This is a genomic window from Curtobacterium sp. MCPF17_021 (assembly GCF_003234605.2).
Taxonomy (GTDB): domain Bacteria; phylum Actinomycetota; class Actinomycetes; order Actinomycetales; family Microbacteriaceae; genus Curtobacterium; species Curtobacterium flaccumfaciens.
On the sequence record NZ_CP126252.1, the window covers coordinates 3,036,853 to 3,056,271 of the forward strand.

General features: G+C 71.1%; 15 protein-coding genes. 8 read left to right on the forward strand and 7 right to left on the reverse strand.

Going from position 1 to position 19,419, the window contains the following annotated elements; genetic code table 11:
• Positions 1-26: 26 nt before the first annotated feature.
• Positions 27-869: a helix-turn-helix transcriptional regulator gene (locus tag DEJ29_RS14250; protein ID WP_111094538.1), complete on the reverse strand. Its 843-nt coding sequence runs from the start codon at positions 867-869 to the stop codon at positions 27-29.
• Positions 870-970: 101 nt separating this feature from the next.
• Here DEJ29_RS14250 and DEJ29_RS14255 point away from each other — a divergent pair, with 101 nt between their 5' ends.
• The gene (locus tag DEJ29_RS14255; protein WP_110864077.1) at positions 971-1,711 is read left to right on the forward strand and encodes an SDR family oxidoreductase; all 741 of its coding nucleotides are present in this window, start codon (positions 971-973) and stop codon (positions 1,709-1,711) included.
• Between the two features lie 119 nt (positions 1,712-1,830).
• On the opposite strand, the gene DEJ29_RS14260 is transcribed toward DEJ29_RS14255, so the two are convergent.
• The 5 genes from DEJ29_RS14260 to rsmI form a co-directional block, all read right to left on the reverse strand.
• Positions 1,831-2,103 carry a hypothetical protein gene (locus DEJ29_RS14260; RefSeq protein WP_027466058.1) on the reverse strand — a complete coding sequence of 91 codons (273 nt, stop codon included), beginning with the start codon at positions 2,101-2,103 and terminating at the stop codon, positions 1,831-1,833.
• Positions 2,104-2,195: 92 nt separating this feature from the next.
• Positions 2,196-3,047: a 16S rRNA (adenine(1518)-N(6)/adenine(1519)-N(6))-dimethyltransferase RsmA gene (gene rsmA / locus DEJ29_RS14265; RefSeq protein WP_111094537.1), complete on the reverse strand. Its 852-nt coding sequence runs from the start codon at positions 3,045-3,047 to the stop codon at positions 2,196-2,198.
• A 2-nt stretch (positions 3,048-3,049) separates the two neighbouring features.
• Positions 3,050-3,982: a TatD family hydrolase gene (locus DEJ29_RS14270; RefSeq protein ID WP_110862405.1), complete on the reverse strand. Its 933-nt coding sequence runs from the start codon at positions 3,980-3,982 to the stop codon at positions 3,050-3,052.
• Entirely contained in the window at positions 3,979-5,547 is a 1,569-nt protein-coding gene (metG, locus tag DEJ29_RS14275) for a methionine--tRNA ligase (RefSeq protein WP_111094553.1), read from the reverse strand. The genes DEJ29_RS14270 and metG overlap by 4 nt, the downstream gene beginning before the upstream one ends.
• A 134-nt stretch (positions 5,548-5,681) precedes the next feature.
• Positions 5,682-6,503, reverse strand: a complete 822-nt coding sequence (rsmI, locus tag DEJ29_RS14280; RefSeq protein ID WP_111094536.1) for a 16S rRNA (cytidine(1402)-2'-O)-methyltransferase — start codon at positions 6,501-6,503, stop codon at positions 5,682-5,684.
• A gap of 110 nt (positions 6,504-6,613) precedes the next feature.
• Between rsmI and DEJ29_RS14285 the strand changes: the two genes are divergently transcribed.
• Entirely contained in the window at positions 6,614-8,245 is a 1,632-nt protein-coding gene (locus DEJ29_RS14285; protein WP_111094535.1) for a dolichyl-phosphate-mannose--protein mannosyltransferase, read from the forward strand.
• A 127-nt stretch (positions 8,246-8,372) separates the two neighbouring features.
• Here the strand turns inward: DEJ29_RS14285 and DEJ29_RS14290 are convergent, their stop codons facing one another.
• Positions 8,373-9,035 carry a TetR/AcrR family transcriptional regulator gene (locus tag DEJ29_RS14290; protein ID WP_035808760.1) on the reverse strand — a complete coding sequence of 221 codons (663 nt, stop codon included), beginning with the start codon at positions 9,033-9,035 and terminating at the stop codon, positions 8,373-8,375.
• 171 nt (positions 9,036-9,206) lie between these two features.
• On the opposite strand from DEJ29_RS14290, the gene DEJ29_RS14295 reads away from it, so the two are divergent.
• The 6 genes from DEJ29_RS14295 (at position 9,207) to hrpA (ending at position 19,403) form a co-directional block, all read left to right on the forward strand.
• On the forward strand, positions 9,207-10,748 hold the full coding sequence (locus tag DEJ29_RS14295; protein ID WP_027466052.1) for an MFS transporter: 1,542 nt from the start codon (positions 9,207-9,209) through the stop codon (positions 10,746-10,748).
• 285 nt (positions 10,749-11,033) lie between these two features.
• Positions 11,034-11,894, forward strand: coding sequence for a sulfurtransferase (locus tag DEJ29_RS14300; RefSeq protein ID WP_171907880.1), 861 nt, complete (start codon positions 11,034-11,036; stop codon positions 11,892-11,894).
• Positions 11,895-11,985: 91 nt separating this feature from the next.
• Complete coding sequence (locus DEJ29_RS14305; protein ID WP_111094534.1) at positions 11,986-13,053, forward strand: NAD-dependent epimerase/dehydratase family protein; 1,068 nt, start codon at positions 11,986-11,988, stop codon at positions 13,051-13,053.
• Positions 13,054-13,057: 4 nt separating this feature from the next.
• Complete coding sequence (locus DEJ29_RS14310) at positions 13,058-13,588, forward strand: AAA family ATPase (RefSeq protein ID WP_111094533.1); 531 nt, start codon at positions 13,058-13,060, stop codon at positions 13,586-13,588.
• A 91-nt stretch (positions 13,589-13,679) separates the two neighbouring features.
• Positions 13,680-15,512 carry a thioredoxin domain-containing protein gene (locus DEJ29_RS14315; RefSeq protein ID WP_111094532.1) on the forward strand — a complete coding sequence of 611 codons (1,833 nt, stop codon included), beginning with the start codon at positions 13,680-13,682 and terminating at the stop codon, positions 15,510-15,512.
• 39 nt (positions 15,513-15,551) lie between these two features.
• Positions 15,552-19,403, forward strand: coding sequence for an ATP-dependent RNA helicase HrpA (hrpA, locus tag DEJ29_RS14320; protein WP_111094531.1), 3,852 nt, complete (start codon positions 15,552-15,554; stop codon positions 19,401-19,403).
• The last annotated feature ends 16 nt before the right edge of the window (positions 19,404-19,419 follow it).

Sequence of the window (19,419 nt, forward strand, 5' to 3'; positions counted from 1 at the left end):
CGAGCGAACTCGCACCGTGCGCCGTGTCAGCCGGCGAAGGTCTGCTGTCCGACGACGCCGAGGAGCTCGAGCTTCTGCGCGTCCTCTGATCCTGGAGGCGCGGTGAAGAGCAGCAGGGCCTGCGCCTGGTCGTCGGTGTGCAGCACCTGGCAGTCGACGGTGATGCGGCCGAGCTCCGGCTGCACGATCGTCTTGTTGTCCGACCAGCGCGTGGCCACCTCGTGCTTGGCCCAGAGGTCGCGGAACTCGGCACTGCGCGTCTGCAGCTCGGCGATGAGTTCCGTCGCCCGGCGATCGCCCGGACCCGCGAGCCCGACGGCCGCGCGGAGCGATGCGACCACCACCCGACCCAGCCGCTCGTGCTGCTCGGGCGCGTACTTCGCGAGCTCCTCACCCGTCACGAACCACCGCCACGCCTGGTACCGGCGCTTGCCCGGCAGGCCGACCGAACTGCTGAGGAGCGCCGCCGCGAGCCGGTTCTCGACCAGGGTCTCGCCCAGGTGACTGACGACGATCGCCGGGGTGTCCTCGAGCCGGTCGAGCACCCGCAGGATCGCCGGGTCGACGTGGTCGGCGCGGTGCATCCGGGTCGGGGCGTTCTGCCCGGACAGGTGGAACAGGTGGTCGCGCTCGTCGAGGCTGCACCGCAGGGCCCGGGCGATCGCGGCGATCATCTGCTCGGACGGCTGCGGTCCGCGCTGCTGCTCGAGTCGCGTGTAGTAGTCGACGGACATGCCGGCGAGGGCAGCGACCTCTTCACGGCGCAGCCCCGGGGTCCGGCGCCGTGGACCCTGCCCGAGACCGACGTCCTCGGGGCGCAGCAGCTCGCGGCGACGGCGGAGGAAGTCGGCGAGCGCGGCACGGTCCATGGGTCGATTGTCGTCCGCTTCCGGCCCGGGTGCCAGGGATCGCCGATCCCCCGATGACCGCGCTCTGGTTGCGACCCTGTCCACGGAGCATCGTGGTGGTCATGGACATCACGAACTCCACCGTCTTCATCCCCGGCGCGACCTCGGGCATCGGTCTCGCGCTCGCCCAGCGCCTGCAGGCCGCCGGCAGCACCGTCGTCATCGGCGGCCGCCGCCAGGCGCTCCTCGACTCCCTCGCCACCGAGCACGGCTTCGGCACCGTGCAGATCGACGTCGCCGACGCGGCGTCCATCGAAGCCGCCGCCACCTCGGTGCTCGAGGCGTACCCGTCGCTCGATGCCCTGATCACCATGTCCGGGATCATGCGAGACGAGGACCTCCGCGACCCCGAGCACATCCACGACGCCCTCGAGCTCGTCCAGACGAACCTGGTCGGCACGATCCGCCTCGTCGACGCGTTCCTGCCGCACCTGCTCGCCCAGCCCTCGGCCACCCTGATGACCGTCACCTCCGGTCTCGCGTTCGTCCCGCTCACCGCATCACCGACGTACAGCGCGACGAAGGCCGGTGTGCACGCCTACACGCAGGCCCTCCGTCAGCAGCTCGTGGGGTCGTCGCTCGAGGTACTCGAGCTCGCCCCGCCGGCCGTCATGACCGACCTGATGGGCGGCGCGGACTTCGGCGGCATGCCGCTCGACGCCTTCGCCGACGAGGTCATGGCGCTCATCGAGTCCGGCGCTGCCCCGGAGATCCTGGTGCAGAACGTGCACCCGCTGCGCTTCGCCGAGCGGAACGGCAACCACCAGCAGATCCTCGAGATGATGGCGTCCCGCGAGCACTGACCCGGGCGCCTCGAATGGTGCGAGGTTCCGTGTTCGGTGTGAGGCACTTCGGCTCGCACCGACCACGGAACCTCGCACCATCGCGGTCAGCTGCAGCCCGGACGACACACTCGTTGAACTCAGCGCGCCTGGCGAATGCGCGCGATGGGTTCGGCTCTGCAGTCCGGATCGATCGACTCGATCGCGCGCCGTCGGCGCTCGCGGCGTTCTTCGAACGTGCCTTCAGGTCGCGGCGTCCGAGCGAACAGCGCTTGCCGCTCGGCGTCGGTGAAGATCCGCGGCCCCGGCGGCCGACCAGGATCCGCGCTGAGCAGGGCGCGCCGACGTCCGGCTGTGAGCTGTTCCTCGGTCGGGCCGCGGCGGATCGGTCGTCGTGGTTCGGTCGGCTGCATGGTCGCTCCTCGGTCGATGAGATCAACCGTAGGAGCACCGAACGGACATCACGAAACATTCCGTATTTCGCTGACGCCAGGCGTGAGAAGGACTACTCCGCAGCCGCCAAGACCGTCCGCCCAAGCCGCACGAAGTCGTCCACACCGATCGCCTCACCCCGCGCGGTCGGGTCGATGCCCGCCGCCGTCAGGACCTCGGACGCGTGCGCACTGCCGCCGAGCACCCCCGACAGGCTCTGCCGCAGCATCTTGCGTCGCTGCTGGAACGCCGCGTCCACCAGTGTGAACACCCGAGACCGCAGGAGCTCGTCACCCGGGGGCTCGTGCCGGTCGAACGCCACCAGGACACTGTCGACGTTCGGCACCGGCCAGAAGACCTGACGGCTGACCAACCCGGCGGTGCTCCACGACCCGTACCAGGCGGCCTTGACGCTCGGCGAACCGTAGACCTTGCTGCCCGGACCGGCGGCGAGCCGGTACCCGACCTCGGCCTGCACCATGACGAGCGACCGCACGATCGACGGGAAGGTCGCGAGCAGGTGCAGCAGCACGGGCACGGAGATGTTGTACGGCAGGTTCGCGACGAGGTGCGTCGGCTCGACGTCGAGGTCCGCGGCGGCGACGGTCATGGCGTCCTGCTGCACGACCGTCAGCCTGGCGTCCGGCTGCATCGACGACACCGTCGACGGGAGCTTGGCGGCCAGGCGCTTGTCGATCTCGACCGCGGTGACGGGCGCGCCGGTCTCGGTGAGCCCGAGCGTCAACGACCCGAGCCCCGGGCCGATCTCGAGCACCCGTGCCGACGGGGTCACACCGGCGACGGACACGATGCGCCGCACGGTGTTGGCGTCGTGCACGAAGTTCTGCCCGAGCTTCTTCGTCGGGGTGACGTCGAGTTCGGCCGCGAGCTCCCGGATCTCCGCCGGGCCGAGCAGTGCGCCCACGACTACTCGTCCACCGTCACGGGCTCGGCGTCCCACGCGCCGTAGACGAGCTCGGTGTTCGAGGCGATCTGGGCCGCGAGCATCGAGGCGTCCGTGCCGAGCGTCTCCGCCATCGACCGCAGGGTGAGCGGGATGAGGTACGGCGCGTTCGGGCGGCCACGGAACGGGGTGGGCGTCAGGAACGGTGCGTCGGTCTCGATCATGATCAGGTGCCGCGGGGCGACGACCAGGGCTTCACGCAGCAGTGCGGCGTTCTTGAACGTCACGGTGCCGGCGAACGACATGTACCAGCCGCGCTCGGCGCAGAGCCGGGCGAGGTCCGGGCCGCCGGAGAAGCAGTGGAAGACGGTGCGTTCCGGGGCACCCACGCGGTCGAGGACCTCGACCACGGCGTCGTGCGCGTCGCGGTCGTGGATCGTCAGCGCGAGGTCGTGCTCCTTCGCGATGCGGATGTGCTCCTCGAACGAACGGACCTGGGCGTCGCGGCCGTCCTCGCCGGTGCGGAAGAAGTCGAGGCCGGTCTCACCGATCGCCCGGACCCGCGGCAGCGCGGCGAGCCGTTCGATGCCGGCGAGGTGCTCGTCGAGCAGCCCCTGTTCCTGCAGCACGGGCGCTTCGTTCGGGTGCAGCGCGACGGCCGCCAGGACCCGGGGCTCCCGAGCGGCGATCGACGCGGACCACTCCGAGGTGGCGAGGTCGGTGCCGACCTGCACGACACCGCGCACGCCGACGCTCGAGGCACGGTCGAGGTGCTCGCGGTACTCGAGCGGACCGTCACCCCCGTCGCCGACACCGTCGGCGATCTCCATGTGGGTGTGGTTGTCGTACACCGGCACGACGAGCGCCTGCGGCAGCGGCGGGTACGTCAGGTCGCGCTTCGAGCCACCGGACGCCCCGTCACCACGGGACCGGACGTGCGACTCGGCGTCGGTCACGCGGAGACCTGCTCGATCCGGGGGAACAGCCCGCTCTCGAGCGGCACCACGTGCGACGCACCCTGCCACTCGAACGCGCGGTCGACCCGCTGCTCGGCGACGGACCCGCCGGCGCCGATCGAGGCCCAGAGCTTCTCGGTCGCCTTCGGCATGACCGGGGACAGCAGGACGGTGACGGTGCCGAGGCCGCGGAGCGCGGTGGTCAGGACCGTGCCGAGGCGCTCGCGGTTGGCGTCGTCCTTCGCCAGGGCCCAGGGCGCCTGCTCGGTGATGTAGCCGTTCAGGGCGTCGACGAGCTCCCACACGCTCGCGATCGCCTCGTGCGGGGCGAAGGCGGCGATGGCGGCGTCGGCACGCTCGGTGACCGACACGGCCAGGGCGTCGATCGTCTGGTCGGATTCGGTCAGTTCGCCACGCGCCGGGACCTCGCCGTCGCAGTACTTCTGCAGCATGGCGACCAGGCGGGACGCCAGGTTGCCGTAGCCGTTCGCGAGCTCGGCCTGGTAGCGCGCCGAGATGTCTTCCCAGCTGAAGTTGCCGTCCTGCCCGAAGGTGATGGCACGCAGGAAGTAGTAGCGGAAGGCGTCGGACCCGAACGTGTCGGTGATCTCCGACGGCGCGATGCCGGTCAGCTTCGACTTGGACATCTTCTCGCCGCCGACGAGCAGCCAGCCGTGGCCGAAGACGCGCTCCGGCACCGGCAGTCCGGCGGCCATGAGCATCGCCGGCCAGATGACGGCGTGGAAGCGGGCGATGTCCTTGCCGACGATGTGCACGCTCGGCCAGAGGCGCTTGAAGGCCTCGTCGTCGTCGGTGCCGTAGCCGAGCGCCGTGACGTAGTTGAGCAGGGCGTCGAACCACACGTACAGCACGTGGTCGCTGTCCCAGGGGATCTTGATGCCCCAGTCGAAGCTGGAACGCGAGATCGACAGGTCGCGGAGCCCCTGCTTGACGAACGAGATGATCTCGTTGCGGACGCTCTCGGGCTGGATGAACAGCGGGTTCGACTCGTACAGGTCGAGCAGGGGCTGCTCGAAGTCGGACATCCGGAAGAAGTAGTTGCGCTCGGCCAGCACCTCGACCGGGATCGAGTGGATCGCGCAGACCTGCTGCCCCTCGTACGCACCGGTGCCGGCGACCAGGTCGCTCGGCTGCTTGTACTCCTCGCAGCCCACGCAGTAGAAGCCCTCGAACTCGCCGGCGTAGATGAAGCCGTCGTCGTACAGCTTCTGCAGGAACGCCGTCACGCCGCGCTCGTGCCGTTCGTCGGTGGTGCGGATGAAGTCGTCGTTCGCGACGTCGACCGTGTCGAGCAGTGGCTTCCAGGCGTCGTTGACCAGCCGGTCGGCCCATTCCTTGGGCGAGACGTCGTTCGCCGAGGCGGTGCGCAGGATCTTCTGCCCGTGCTCGTCGGTGCCGGTGAGCAGCCAGGTGTCGTCACCGCGCTGCCGGTGCCAGCGTGCGAGGAAGTCCGCGGCGACCTCGGTGTAGGCGTGCCCGATGTGGGGCACGTCGTTCACGTAGAAGATCGGCGTGGTGATGCTGAACGAGGACCCGGCGGACATGCGGACCATCCTACGGGCGCACCGAACCCTGATGACGCGTCCGGCGGTGGACTGTGGAGAACCGGGTCCGGGAGGCCCGTGACGGGCCCGCCCCGCGCCTCCAGACCGGCGGACGCGAACGTGACGAGCCCCGCTCAGCGCGCCGCGAGCGCCCCTTCGTACAGGTCCCGCTTCGACAGCCCGGTCGCGTCCGCGACCGCCGCGGCGGCCTCCTTCATGCGCATGCCGGCGGCCACCCGCTCGAGCACCAGGCGCACGCCGTCGTCGAGCGTGGCTTCTTCGGTGGCCTCCGCGGCGCCGGCGACGACGATGCAGATCTCACCCCGGACGCCCTCGGACGCCCACTCGACGAGTTCGTCCAGCGGCCCACGGCGGACCTCTTCGTACAGCTTCGTGAGCTCACGGCAGACCGCGGCGCGTCGGTCGCCCCCGAACCCGACGGCCATGTCCGCCAGGGTCTCGGCCAGCCGGTGCGGCGACTCGAAGAACACCATGGTCCGCTGCTCCCCCGCCAGGGACTGGAACGCCCGACGGCGCTCCCCGGCCTTGCGGGTCGGGAACCCCTCGAACGTGAAGCGGTCGGTGGGCAGCCCGGACACGGCGAGCGCCATGAGCACGGCCGACGGCCCGGGCAGGGCGGTGACGGTGACCCCGGCGGCCGCGGCGGCCTCGACGAGGGGGAAGCCGGGGTCGCTGATCGCGGGCATGCCGGCGTCGGTCAGGACGACGACGTCCTCGTCGCGGGCGAGCTCGACGACCTCGGACGCCTTCGCCCGCTCGTTGTGCTCGTGGAGGGCGATGAGCCGCGGACGGTTCTCGATGCCCAGGGCACGCATCAGGTGGATGGCGGTCCTGGTGTCCTCCGCCGCGACGACCGTGGCGTTGGAGAGGGTCTCGACGAGACGGCGCGAGGCGTCCCCGAGGTTGCCGATGGGCGTTGCTGCGAGGACGATCACGCACCCATTGTCCCCGCACCGCGACCCCGGCGCGGCCCCAGGGCGGCCGCGCCGTCGCGAGCAGCCCCGTCGCAGCGGGGACATGTGGTCGATCCGTAGGATGCTCAGCGATGACCAGCGAGCTGACCGACGACCGCACGGCCGTGCCCGACGGGCCGGTCGGCTCGCGCCTGGACGACTGGTGGGGGCGGGTGCTCTCCACGTCGCAGCGCGTCGCCGTGTGGCGGTGGACGGGTCCGCTCGCGGTGACGCTCCTCGCCGCCGTGCTGCGCCTGGTGAACCTCGGCAACCCGCACTCGCTCGTGTTCGACGAGACGTACTACGTCAAGGACGGCTGGTCGATCGTGCACCTCGGGTACGAGGGCACCTGGCCCGCGAACCCGAGCGGGGACGGCGCCCCGACGACCGACGACCGGTTCGTGCGCGGTGAGACGGACATCTTCACGAGCGCCGCGGAGTTCATCGCGCACCCGCCGCTCGGCAAGTACCTCATCGGCCTCGGGATGCTGCTGTTCGGGGCGGACAACTCGTTCGGCTGGCGCTTCACGGTGGCCGTGCTCGGCATCGCGACGGTGTTCCTCACCGCCGTGATCGCCCGGTCGCTGTTCCGTTCGACGATGATCGGCACGCTCGCCGGCTTCCTGCTCGCGATCGACGGGCAGGCGATCGTGATGTCGCGGGTGACGCTCCTCGACGGCATCCTGACCTTCTTCGTCATCCTCGGGTTCGGGGCGCTGCTGCTCGACCGCCGGCGGAGCCAACGACGGCTCGACGAGTGGGTCGCCGCCCGCGCCGCCGCCGGCCGGACCACCCTGTGGGGGCCGGTGTTCTGGTGGCGACCGTGGTTGTTCGCGATGGGCCTGGCCCTCGGGTTGGCAGCGGCGACGAAGTGGTCGGGGGTGTACTTCCTGGCGTTCTTCGCGGTGTACTCCGTGCTGAGCGACATGATGATGCGCCGCCGCGCCGGGGTCGAGTTCTGGTCGTCGAGTGCGCTGCTGCAGCAGGCACCGGTGTCGTTCCTGCTGACCGTGCCGATCGCCGCGGTGACCTACGTGGCGTCCTGGACCGGCTGGTTCGTGTCGAAGGACGGCTGGGACCGCAACTGGCTGTCCTCGGGCGGCGACCGCTGGACCGGGCTGCTCGCCTGGGTGCCGGACAGCCTGCAGAACTGGTGGCACTACCAGTCGGAGATCTACGCCTTCAACATCGGGCTGCACACCCCGCACTCGTACCAGGCGAACCCGCTGCTCTGGCTCGTGATGCAGCGCCCCACGTCGATGTTCTACGTCGGCACGGACGCCGGACAGGACGGCTGCTGGGCGAACCGCTGCGGCGAGGCGATCACCGGCATCGCGAACCCGTTCATCTGGTACGCCTCGGTCATCGCGACGGTGGCGCTGCTCGTGCTCTGGATCCTGCGCCGGAAGTGGGAGTACGGCTTCGTCCTGCTCGGCGTCGCGGCGGGGTACCTGCCCTGGCTGATGTACGTCGACCGGACGGTGTTCCAGTTCTACACGATCGCCTTCGAGCCCTACATGGTGATGGCGCTGGCCGCCGCGATCGGGTTGGTGCTCGGCAGGCGGAGCGACGAACGGTCACGCCGGTCACGGGCGATCCTGTGGGTCGGCGTGTACCTGGGCGTCGTCGTGCTCGCCTCGGTCTACTGGTACCCGATGTGGACGGCGATGCAGGTGCCGTGGGACTTCGTCCGGTCGCACTACTGGATCCCCAGCTGGCTGTAGCCGGTCCGGCAGGGCCGGCCGGTCTGACCGGGCTAGCCGCGCTCGTCGCGCTGGGCGCTCTGGTGGCGACCACCGCCGGACTGGAGGCCCGTGGCGGCGCCGCCACGGGCCTCCCCTGCGTCCGTAGTCAGGACTGCGCGTGCAGCGCGCGCTCGATCGACTCGCGGTCCAGCGGGTCGCCGAGCATCGGCGCGGTGTCGTCCGTGCCCGGCAGGACGCCCTGGATCAGGAGTTCCGCGTAGCGGCGCCAGGCGTCCGGGTCGTGCTCACGGGTGGCGTCGGCGACCGCACCGACCATCGCGGTGAGCATCGGCAGGTCCCGGTAGTCGAAGCCGGGGCGGACGACGCCGGCGGTCTCGGCACGGCCGATGATCGCGGCGACCTGGCGTTCGAGCCGGTCGCGCTCCTGCACGATGGACGGACGGGCCTTGCCGGCACGGACGATGGCGTCGGCGAGGGCGCGGTCGCGTGCACGGAACGCGAAGACGCCCATCAGGTACACCCGGAGCGCCTCACGCGGGTCGGACACGTCCGCGGCGCGCGCTGCGGCGTCGTTCATGGCTTCGAACTTGGTGGCGAGCAGCGCCTCGATCAGGGAGTCCTTGTCGGCGAACCGTCGGTAGACGGTGCCGACCCCGACGCCGGCCTCGTGCGCGATGTCGTTCAACGTGACGGAGAGCCCGCGCTCGGCGAAGCACTTGCGCGCCGTCTGCAGGATCAGCTCGCGGTTGCGCGCAGCGTCGGCGCGCAGCGGTCGCTCGAGGTCGGACACGGAGTCGGTGGTGCTCACGATCCGACCGTAGTTGCACTTTCTGGGAACAAGTGGATGCCCTCCTTCCGTTTCGGTCTACACTGACCACAAACGGATGCATCGCATCCGGTTTCGTCACCACCACATCTCGGGAGTGCCCGACGGCGCGCACCTCCACCCCACCCTCCAACCTTCTCGAAGGAGGCTGCCGTGACGGCAGAACACACCGTGCCGACCCCCACCGGGACAGCACCCACGACTCCGGGCACCACCCCCGCCAAGAGCAACCACCGCTGGATCGCCCTGGCGGTCATCGCCCTCGCACAGCTGATGGTCGTGCTCGACGCGACCATCGTGAACATCGCCCTGCCCTCGGCCCAGGCCGACCTGGACTTCGGCACCGACCAGCGACAGTGGATCGTCACCGCGTACTCGCTGGCCTTCGGTTCGCTGCTGCTGCTCGGCGGTCGCCTCGGCGACCTGTTCGGGCGCAAGAACACCTTCATCATCGGGCTCGTCGGCTTCGCCGTCGCCTCGGTGCTCGGTGGCCTGGCCGACTCGTTCGGCCTGCTCGTCGCGGCCCGCGCACTGCAGGGTGTCTTCGGCGCGCTGCTCGCCCCGTCCGCGCTCGGCATGCTGACCACCACGTTCCGCGACCCCAAGGAACGCGGTCGCGCGTTCGGCATCTTCGGGTCCATCGCCGGCTCGGGTGCGGCCATCGGCCTGCTGCTCGGCGGCGTGCTGACCGAGTACGCCTCGTGGCGCTGGTGCCTGTACGTCAACGTCGTCTTCGCCGTGCTCGGCGTGATCGGCGCACTCGTCTTCATGGAGAAGCCGCCGAAGGTCGAGCGTCCGCGCATCGACGTGCTCGGCGTCATCACCATCACGCTCGGGCTGGTCGGCGTCGTCTACGGCTTCTCGAACGCCGAGACGAACGGCTGGGACTCCCCCGTCACGATCGCCATGCTCGCCGGCGGTGTCGTGCTGATCGCCGCGTTCGTGTTCATCGAGACCCGCGTCGCTCACCCGCTCCTGCCCCTGCGCGTCGTGCTCGACCGTGACCGCGGCGGCTCGTTCATCGCGATCGGCCTCGTCGCGATCGGCATGTTCGGCATCTTCCTGTTCCTGACCTACTACCTGGAGCAGACCCTCGGCTTCAGCTCGCTGCAGACGGGTCTCGCGTTCCTGCCGATGCCGCTGTCGATCATGATCTCGGCGACGCAGATCGGTGGCCGCCTGCTGCCGCGCGTCGGGCCGAAGGTGCTCATCTTCGCCGGTGGCCTGGTCGCCGCGACCGGGCTCCTGCTGCTGCTCCGCACCGACCTCGACAGCTCCTACGCGGGCACCGTCCTGCCGGCGCTGATCGTCATCGGCCTCGGCATGGGCACGATCTTCTCGTCCGCGATGAACACCGCGACGACCGGGGTCGCCCGGGCCGACGCCGGTGTGGCCTCGGCTACGGTCAACACCATGCAGCAGATCGGTGGCTCGATCGGCACGGCGCTGCTGTCGACGATCTTCGCCGACGTGGTGTCGAACAGCCTGTCCGGGCTGACCGCCGCCCCGACCAAGCTGCAGCAGGCCCAGGCCACGCTCGACGGGTACCACGTGGCGTTCGGCATCTCGGCCGGCGTGCTCGTGCTCGTCGCCCTGGCCGGCGGACTGCTCATCAACCGGCAGTCGGTGCGCGTCGAGCGGCTCGCACGTGCCGGGTCCGCCACGACCGGGAGCATCCCCGCCGCAGCGCACTGACGCTGGCGGTTCGCTGCGCGTCTTCGGCCCGTTCCGGTTCTGCCGGGGCGGGCCGTCGTGCGTGGGGGGGCGACACCCGTTCCACGACGATCCACCAGTCGAACGACGCGTGCATCGTCGATCGATGCGCACGCACTCGGTGCCTGCGCATGTTCCGACAGACCACTCGTCGAACGACTGGTGCATCGTCGATCACTGCCCACGCATGCACCTACCCCCACCCCCGGTTGCGCCGTGTGTCCACGTCCCTGGCCCACGTCAGGGGTGCGGATTATGGTGTGCGACATGGCCCCCGTCCTGACCTCACCACTCGTGTCGACGCAGTGGCTCGCAGACCACCTCGGTGCTGACGAGCTCGTCGTGCTCGACGCCTCGGTGCACACGGTCGGGGCCGGGTTCGACACCAGCTGGCTCCCCGGGCGGGACGCCCACGAGCAGCGCGGCCACGTGCCCGGCGCCCGCTTCGCCGACCTGATCGACGACTTCTCCGCCGCCGACGCCGACGTCCCGTTCACCCGCCCCGGCGCCGAGCGCTTCGAGGTCGCGGCGGCGCAGCTCGGCGTGACGAACACCTCGACCGTGGTGGTCTACGACGACAGCGTCGGCGAGTGGTCGGCACGCCTGTGGTGGATCTTCCGATCGTTCGGCTTCGACTCGGTCGCGGTGCTCGACGGTGGCTTCACGAAGTGGCGCGACGAGGGCCGCCCGGTCCGCGTGGGCGCGCTCCACACTCGCGCGACGCCGTCCGACCCCGATGCCGGTGCGTTCCTGGCCGGGGAAGAACGTGCGCTCTGGGCCGACCACGATCGGGTCACCCGTGCGGTCTCCGGCGAAGAGCCGGCATCCCTGGTGTTCGCCGCGCCCTGGGCGGCCCTCGGTGACGACCACCCGCCGATCGTGCCGGGCAGCACCCCGATCACGGCGGACACCCTGGTGGACCCCGAGACGAACGCGTACCTGCGCGGCGCCGAGCTCGAGCGGGCCTTCGCCGCGGTGATCGGTGCCGACGAGATCGTCACGTACTGCGGGGTGGGCAGCGCCGCGTGCGTCGACGCCCTCGCCCTGACGGTGCTCGGACACGACCGGGTGAAGGTCTACGACGGTTCGCTGGCCGACTGGTGGCGGCACGAGCAGCTCGCCTCCTGACGGAACCGATCGAGGACCGTCGGCCGCGCCCGGCCGACGGCCGAGGACTGACGGCCGCGAGCCGACGGCCACACCGCACTACCGTTGCACCATGAGCACCAGACGCGCGGTCATCCTCGGCGGCACCGGCGGCATCGGCTCGGCCGTCGCACGGGAGCTCCTCGACGCCTCGGGCCGCGGCGGCGACGACTGGCAGGTGGACGTCCTCGCACGCCGAGGCGGCCCCGCAGCGGACGCGCTGACCGCTTCCGGCGCCACGTTCACGCCCGGTGACCGCCGCGACCGGTCCGTCCTGCGCGACCTGCTCCGCCCCGGAGCCGACCTGCTCGTCGACACCGTCGGCCTGACCCGCGACGACGCCCAGCAGCTCCTGCCGTTCCTCGACGACGTCGGCTCGACGGTCTTCGTCTCGTCCAGGTCGGTGTACGCCGACGAGCAGGGACGGCACGCGAACTCGCTCGACAAGCCGGTGTTCGGCGGCGCGGTCACCGAGATCCAGCCGACCGTCACCGCCGGCGACGGGGACCCGACGAGTCGTGACGGCTACGGCGCCGCGAAGGTGGCCGCCGAGCAGGTCCTGCTCGACCACGGTGCTCCGGTCACGGTGCTCCGCCCGTCCAAGGTGTACGGCGTCGGCATCGGCCGCCCGCGGGAGTGGTTCGTCGTCCGCCGTGTGCTCGACGGCCGGGAGCGCATCCTGCTCGCCGACCACGGCCGCGGCGTCGACCACACGACGGCGGCGAGCGGCATCGGTTCGCTCGTCCGACTCGTCGCGGACGCGCCGGACCGCCGGATCCTCAACGTCGCGGATGCCCCGGCCCCGACCGCGCTCGAGATCGTCCGCACGATCGGCGGACACCTGGACCACCGGTTCGACGAGGTCCTGCTCGACGAGGACGTGCCCGCGTTCGTGGGTGGCACGCCGTGGTCGTCACGACCGCCGTTCGTCCTCGACACCACTGCGGCACGCGCCCTGGGTTGGGAACCGCCGGAGTTCGCGACCGCCGTCGCCCCGGAACTGGCATGGCTGGTCGAGACCGCCCACGCGACGCCCGCCGACGGCGACGTCCCGTGGGCCGACGACCCGTTCTGGGAGCACATGTTCGACTACGGCCCCGAGGACGCCGCACTCGCGCTCCTCTCCCTCAACCTGGGCTGACACGGTGCCCCGGTCCGAGGTCCTCTTCATCGGCGGACGCTCCGGGGTGGGCAAGTCCACGGCAGCCGAGGCGCTGCACGACCTGCTCGTCGCGGCGGACGTCCGGCACGCGGTGATCGAGGGCGACCTGCTCGACCTCGCGCACCCGGCACCGCACGTCGAACACCCCGAGGCGCGCCTGGCCGAGCGGAACCTGGCCACGATCTGGGCCGGCTACCGGGCGATCGGGCACCACCGGCTCGTCTCCACCAACACCGTGTCCGTGCTCGAGCACGAGCGCCTCGCAGCGGCGATGGGCGACGATCCGCTGGTGCACGTCGTCCTGCTCCGCGCATCCGACGACACGACCGCCGACCGGCTCGCACGACGAGCAGGTGGTGCGGTCCCGCAGGCGCAGCTCGCGCACAGCACGCGGACGGCCGGGAGGCTCGACTCGGCCACCGCGGACACGGTCACCCGGGTGGACACGGACGGCCAGAGCCCCGCCCAGGTGGCCGCACGGCTCGCGTCGATCACGGGGTGGCTCGAGCGCTGATCTCCCTGCACGGCCTGTGCAGAGCGGGCGTTCCGTCCACAGTTGTCCCCGGGCGGTGGTCCGCCCAGTCGGGGGCGGGCACGCTGGAGCCATGAACGACAACCGCCTCGGCACCTCGGTCAGCCCGTACCTGCGTCTGCACGCCGACAACCCGGTGGACTGGCGCGAGTGGGGTCCCGAGGCGTTCGCCGAAGCGCGCGAGCGCGGGGTCCCGGTGTTGGTGTCCGTCGGGTACGCCACGTGCCACTGGTGCCACGTCATGGCGCGTGAGAGCTTCGCCGACCCGGAGATCGGCGAGCTGCTCCGGCGGGACTTCGTGTCGGTGAAGGTCGACCGCGAAGAACGGCCGGACGTCGACGCGAGCCTGATGGCCTCGGCGAGTGCGTTCACGCAGCAGCTCGGCTGGCCGCTGACGACGTTCCTGACGCCCGACGGCCACGTCTTCTTCGCGGGGACGTACTTCCCGCCCACTCCCGTCGGGCAGGTCCCGGCGTTCCGGCAGATCCTGGCCGCGGTGCTCGACGCCTGGACCGAGCGTCGGCACGAGGTCGACGCGAACGCCGCGGCCATCGCGACGGCGATCCGGCAGGGTGCCGTGGCGGACGCGACCGCCCGCTCGAGCGAGGGCGGTGCCGGAGCCGACCCGGGCCTCCCGTCCGTCGATGCCATCCGGGCCGTCACGGACCAGCTGTCCCAGGCAGAGGACACCACCTACGGCGGTTTCGGCGGCGCGCCGAAGTTCCCGAGCACACCGTTGCTCGAGTTCCTCGCCGACGCGGCGGCCGACGGCGACGCCGAGGCCGACGGGCTGCTCGACCGGTCGTTGCACGCGATCCGCGCGTCCGAGCTGACGGATGCCGACGGCGGCGTCTTCCGGTACGCAACCAAGCGCGACTGGAGCGTGCCGCACTACGAACGGATGCTCTACGACAACGCGGGGCTGCTCGCGGTCGCGGGTGCCGAGCAGGCCCGCGGCATCGCCGACTTCCTCCGGGACACCCTGCGCCGTGCCGACGGGGCGTTCGTCGCCGCGCAGGACAGCGAGTCGACCATCGACGGCCGTCGGGTCGAGGGCGAGTGGTACCGCCGGCCGGTCGCCGAGCGCGCCCAGCTCGACCCGCCACCGCTGGACGACCAGGTGCTCACGGGCTGGAACGGCCTGGCGATCCGGGGGCTCGCGATCGCCGGCGCACGGCACGGCGACCCGGAACTCGTCGCGCTATCGCGGGGCGCGGCCGACGCGGTCCTCGCCGCCCACGTGCGGGACGGCCACGTGACGGTGCGGTCCAGCACACCGCGCGGGGCGTCCTCTGCTCCGGCCACCGTCGAGGACGTCGGACTGCTCGCCGAAGGGCTGCTCGAACTGGCCCTGGTGACGGGCGAGGTCTCCTACGCGACCGTCGCACGCTCGCTCGTCGACGACGGCCTGGCCGAGCGCTTCGACGTCGACCCGGTGCTGGCCGCAGCGGGGACGGCCACGGGCGAACAGCCGCAGACGGCGATGCGGTCCGGCACCTTGGCGCTGGCGTCGGCCGCCGCGACGCTCGGGGCACTGACGGGTGACGAGGCACTGCGGGTCGCCGCGGCACGACTCATCGCCGACCGCGCCCGCACCGGGACCGAGCGACCCCTCGGTCACGCGGATGCCCTCGGTGTCGCCCTCGCCCTGCAACGGCCGTCGCGCGAGATCGTCGTCGTCACGAGCGGCACCGACGACCCGATGCGGGCCGTGGCACACCGTGGTCGGCGCCCCGGTACGGTCGTCGCCACCACGACGCCGGAGCAGGCACGCGACTGGGCCGAGGCGGGGTTCTCGTTGTTCGAGGGACGCGACGTGCTCGACCCTGCCGCGTACGTCTGCCACGACCGGGTGTGCGAACTGCCGTCCCGGTCGGCGGACGCCCTGGCCCAGCAGATCGCCTGACGCGCCTCCCGCCCGGCGCGCCTGTATCCTGGAATGCTCATGTCTTCTCCGCTGCCCGTCATCACGTACCCGCCCGAACTGCCGGTCTCGCAGCGGCGGGACGACATCGCGGCTGCCATCCGTGACAACCAGGTGGTCATCGTCGCCGGGGCCACCGGCTCGGGCAAGACGACGCAGCTGCCGAAGATCTGCCTCGAGCTCGGTCGTGAGCACATCGGGCACACCCAGCCCCGCCGGATCGCGGCGCGGACCATCGCCGAGCGTGTGGCGGAAGAACTCGGCGGCGGGGAGCTCGGCGGACTCGTCGGCTACCAGGTCCGCTTCACCGACAAGGTGAGCTCCGAGACCCGCGTGAAGCTGATGACCGATGGCATCCTGCTGAACGAGATCCACTTCGACCGCGACCTGAAGCGGTACGACACGATCATCATCGACGAGGCGCACGAGCGGTCCCTGACGATCGACTTCCTGCTCGGCTACCTGAAGCGGCTGCTCCCCCGTCGCCCCGACCTGAAGCTCATCATCACGAGTGCGACGATCGACCCGGAGTCGTTCTCGAAGCACTTCGACGACGCCCCCATCATCGAGGTGTCCGGCCGGACCTACCCGGTCGAGATCCGGTACCGCCCCCTCGTCGCCGAAGACCAGGACGACGACGCCGACGACGAGTCCGACTCCCGCACCGGTGACAGCGGCAACGCAGCCGACGACCGCGACACCCTGCAGGGCATCACTGACGCCCTCGACGAGCTGGCGCAGGAGGACCCGGGCGACGTGCTCGTGTTCCTGTCCGGCGAGAACGAGATCCGCGACGCGCAGGACGCGATCGAGGGCAAGCGCTACCCGGGCACCGAGGTCCTGCCGTTGTACGGCCGCCTGTCCGCCGCCGACCAGCACCGGGTCTTCGAGCGTCGGCACACCCCGGGCATCCGCCGTCGTGTCGTCCTCGCCACGAACGTCGCCGAGACCTCACTGACCGTGCCCGGCATCAAGTACGTGATCGACACGGGGACGGCACGCATCTCGCGGTACTCGCCGCGGGCCAAGGTGCAGCGCCTGCCGATCGAGGCGATCTCCCAGGCCAGCGCCAGTCAGCGCTCCGGTCGAGCGGGCCGCACGAGTGCCGGCATCGCGATCCGGCTCTACTCCGAAGACGACTTCGGCCGGCGCCCCGAGTACACCGACCCCGAGATCCTCCGCACGAACCTCGCCGCGGTGATCCTGCAGATGATCTCGCTCGGCTTCGGGGACATCGAGTCGTTCCCGTTCCTGCAACCGCCGGACAGCCGGGGCGTGAAGGACGGCCTCGACCTGCTCCGCGAGCTCCGCGCCGTCGACAAGGACGGCCGCATCACCAAGTCCGGGCGACAGCTGACCCGGCTGCCGATCGACCCCCGGCTCGGTCGGATGGTGCTCGAGGCCGGGCGGCAGGGCGTCGGGCGCGAGGTCATCGCCATCGTCAGCGCCCTGAGCATCCAGGACCCCCGCGAGCGCCCGCTCGAGAAGCGCGCGCACGCCGACCAGCTGCACGCCCGCTTCGCCGACCCGACGAGCGACTTCCTGACCCTGCTGAACCTCTGGAACCACATCGAGGAGCAGCAGGAGGAACTCTCGTCGAGCGCGTTCCGCCGGCTGTGCAAGGCCGAGTTCCTGAACTACCTGCGCATCCGCGAGTGGCAGGACCTGTACCGGCAGCTCTCCCGTGCCGCGAAGCAGGTCGACGTCCGAGTCGGGCAGGCCCGCTCCGACGACGGCGACGCCGTGCACCGCGCGCTGCTCTCCGGACTCCTCAGCCAGATCGGGCTGCGCGACCGCGAGAAGCGCGACTACCTGGGCTCGCGGAACACCCGGTTCGTGGTGTTCCCGGGCAGCGTGCTCGCGAAGAAGCAGCCGGACGCCGTGATGGCCGCCGAGCTCGTCGAGACGAGCCGGTTGTTCGCCCGGACCGTCGGCCGGATCGACCCCGCCTGGGTGGAGCCGCTCGCCGGTGACCTGCTCAAGCGCACCTACGGCGAACCGCACTGGGAGAAGAAGCAGGGGGCGGTCGTCGCCTACGAGCGCGTGACCCTGTTCGGCGTCCCGATCGTGCAGCGCCGCCGCGTGCAGTACTCGCGGATCGACCCGGAACACTCCCGCGAGCTCTTCATCCGGCACGCCCTGGTCGAGGGTGAGTGGGAATCGCAGCAGGCCTTCGACCGCGCCAACCGGAAGCTCCGCAAGGAACTCGAGCAGCTCGAGGAACGCACCCGCCGCCGGGACATCCTGCTCGACGACGAGAACGTCTACGAGTTCTACGACGCCCGCATCCCGGCCGACGTCGCCACGACCCGCGACTTCGAGGGGTGGTGGCGGAACACCCGCCGTGAGCAGCCGGACCTGCTCACGATGCGCCGGTCGGACCTGCTGGACGAATCAGCGGCCGAGGCCGCCGAAGACGACGTCGAGTACCCGACCCAGTGGCGGAGCGGCGACCAGCGTCTCGCCATCCAGTACCGCTTCGAGCCCGGCGCACAGGACGACGGCGTCAGCGTGCAGGTCCCCCTCGCGCTCCTACCCCGGATGCGTGAAGAGGGCTTCGACTGGCAGGTGCGCGGCCTCCGCAAGGAACTCGTCGCCGCGCTCATCAAGTCGCTGCCGAAGCAGATCCGCAAGAACGTCGTGCCCGCTGCCGACTGGGCCGAGAAGATCGTCGCCGAGCTGCCCGACGACGCCCCGACCGAGCCGACCGAGTCGTTCCGCGCCACCCTCGCCAAGGCGATCCAGCGCATGACCTACGTTCCGGTCTCCGAGTCCGACTTCGACCTGTCCCGCGTCCCCGCGCACCTGCTGCCGACGTGGGCCGTGGTCGACGAGCGTGGTCGCCGGGTCGAGACCGGCAAGGACCTGTCGGCCCTGCAGACGAAGCTCAAGGACCGGACCCAGCAGAGCGTCGCCTCCGCCACGGCGAAGGGCGCGGGACGGACCGGAGGCGCGGCTCGCGTCGCGTCCGCCGGTGCCGGTCGTCCGTTGGAACAGTCCGGACTCACCGCCTGGCCCGACCAGGACCTCCCGCAGACCCTCGACACCAAGCAGGCCGGCGGCGTCATCCGCGCGTACCCGTCCCTGGTCGAGGAAGGCAGGGGTCCGAAGGCGACCGTCGGGGTGCAGTTGCTCGCCACCCCGTCCGACCGCGTCGTCCGGATGCCTGCCGGGGTCCGCCGTCTGGTGATGCACGCGGTGCCGTCGCCCGTGTCGTACATCCAGTCGCACCTGACCGCGCAGGAGAAGCTCGCGCTCGCCGCCAGCCCCTACCCGTCGACCGCCGCGCTGTTCGACGACGTCCTGGCCGCCGTGGTCGACGCCGTCATCCGTCGGGCCCACCCGGACGGCCTCGTCTTCACGAAGGCCGAGTTCGAGTCGGTCCGCGATGCGGTGTCGGCCACCGTCGTCGACACGATGTTCACCGCCGTGTCCGAGGTCGCGGCGGTCCTGGCCGCGCAGCGCTCCGCCGAACGCGCACTCAAGCAGGCGAACTCGATGTCGCTGCTCGCCGCCCTCAGCGACATGCGGCAGCAGATGGAGCGCCTGGTGTTCCCCGGGTTCGTCGCCGTCGCGGGGCTCGACCGGCTGCGCCGCATCCGCGTCTACCTGCAGGGCATCGAGGCCCGCGTGCAGAAGCTGCTGCAGAACCCCGGGCGAGACGCCACCTGGATGCGCGAGGTCACCGTGGCGACCGACCGCTACACCGATGCCGGCGGTGCCTTCCCGCCCGCGGTCGGGGCGCACCCGGAGCTCGTGCACGCGCGGTGGATGCTCGAGGAGTTCCGGCTCAGCCTGTTCGCGCAGGAACTCGGGACCGCCGAGACCGTCTCGTTGCAGCGGATCACGAAGGCCCTGACCGCCGCACGCTGATGGGTCTACCGTGTCG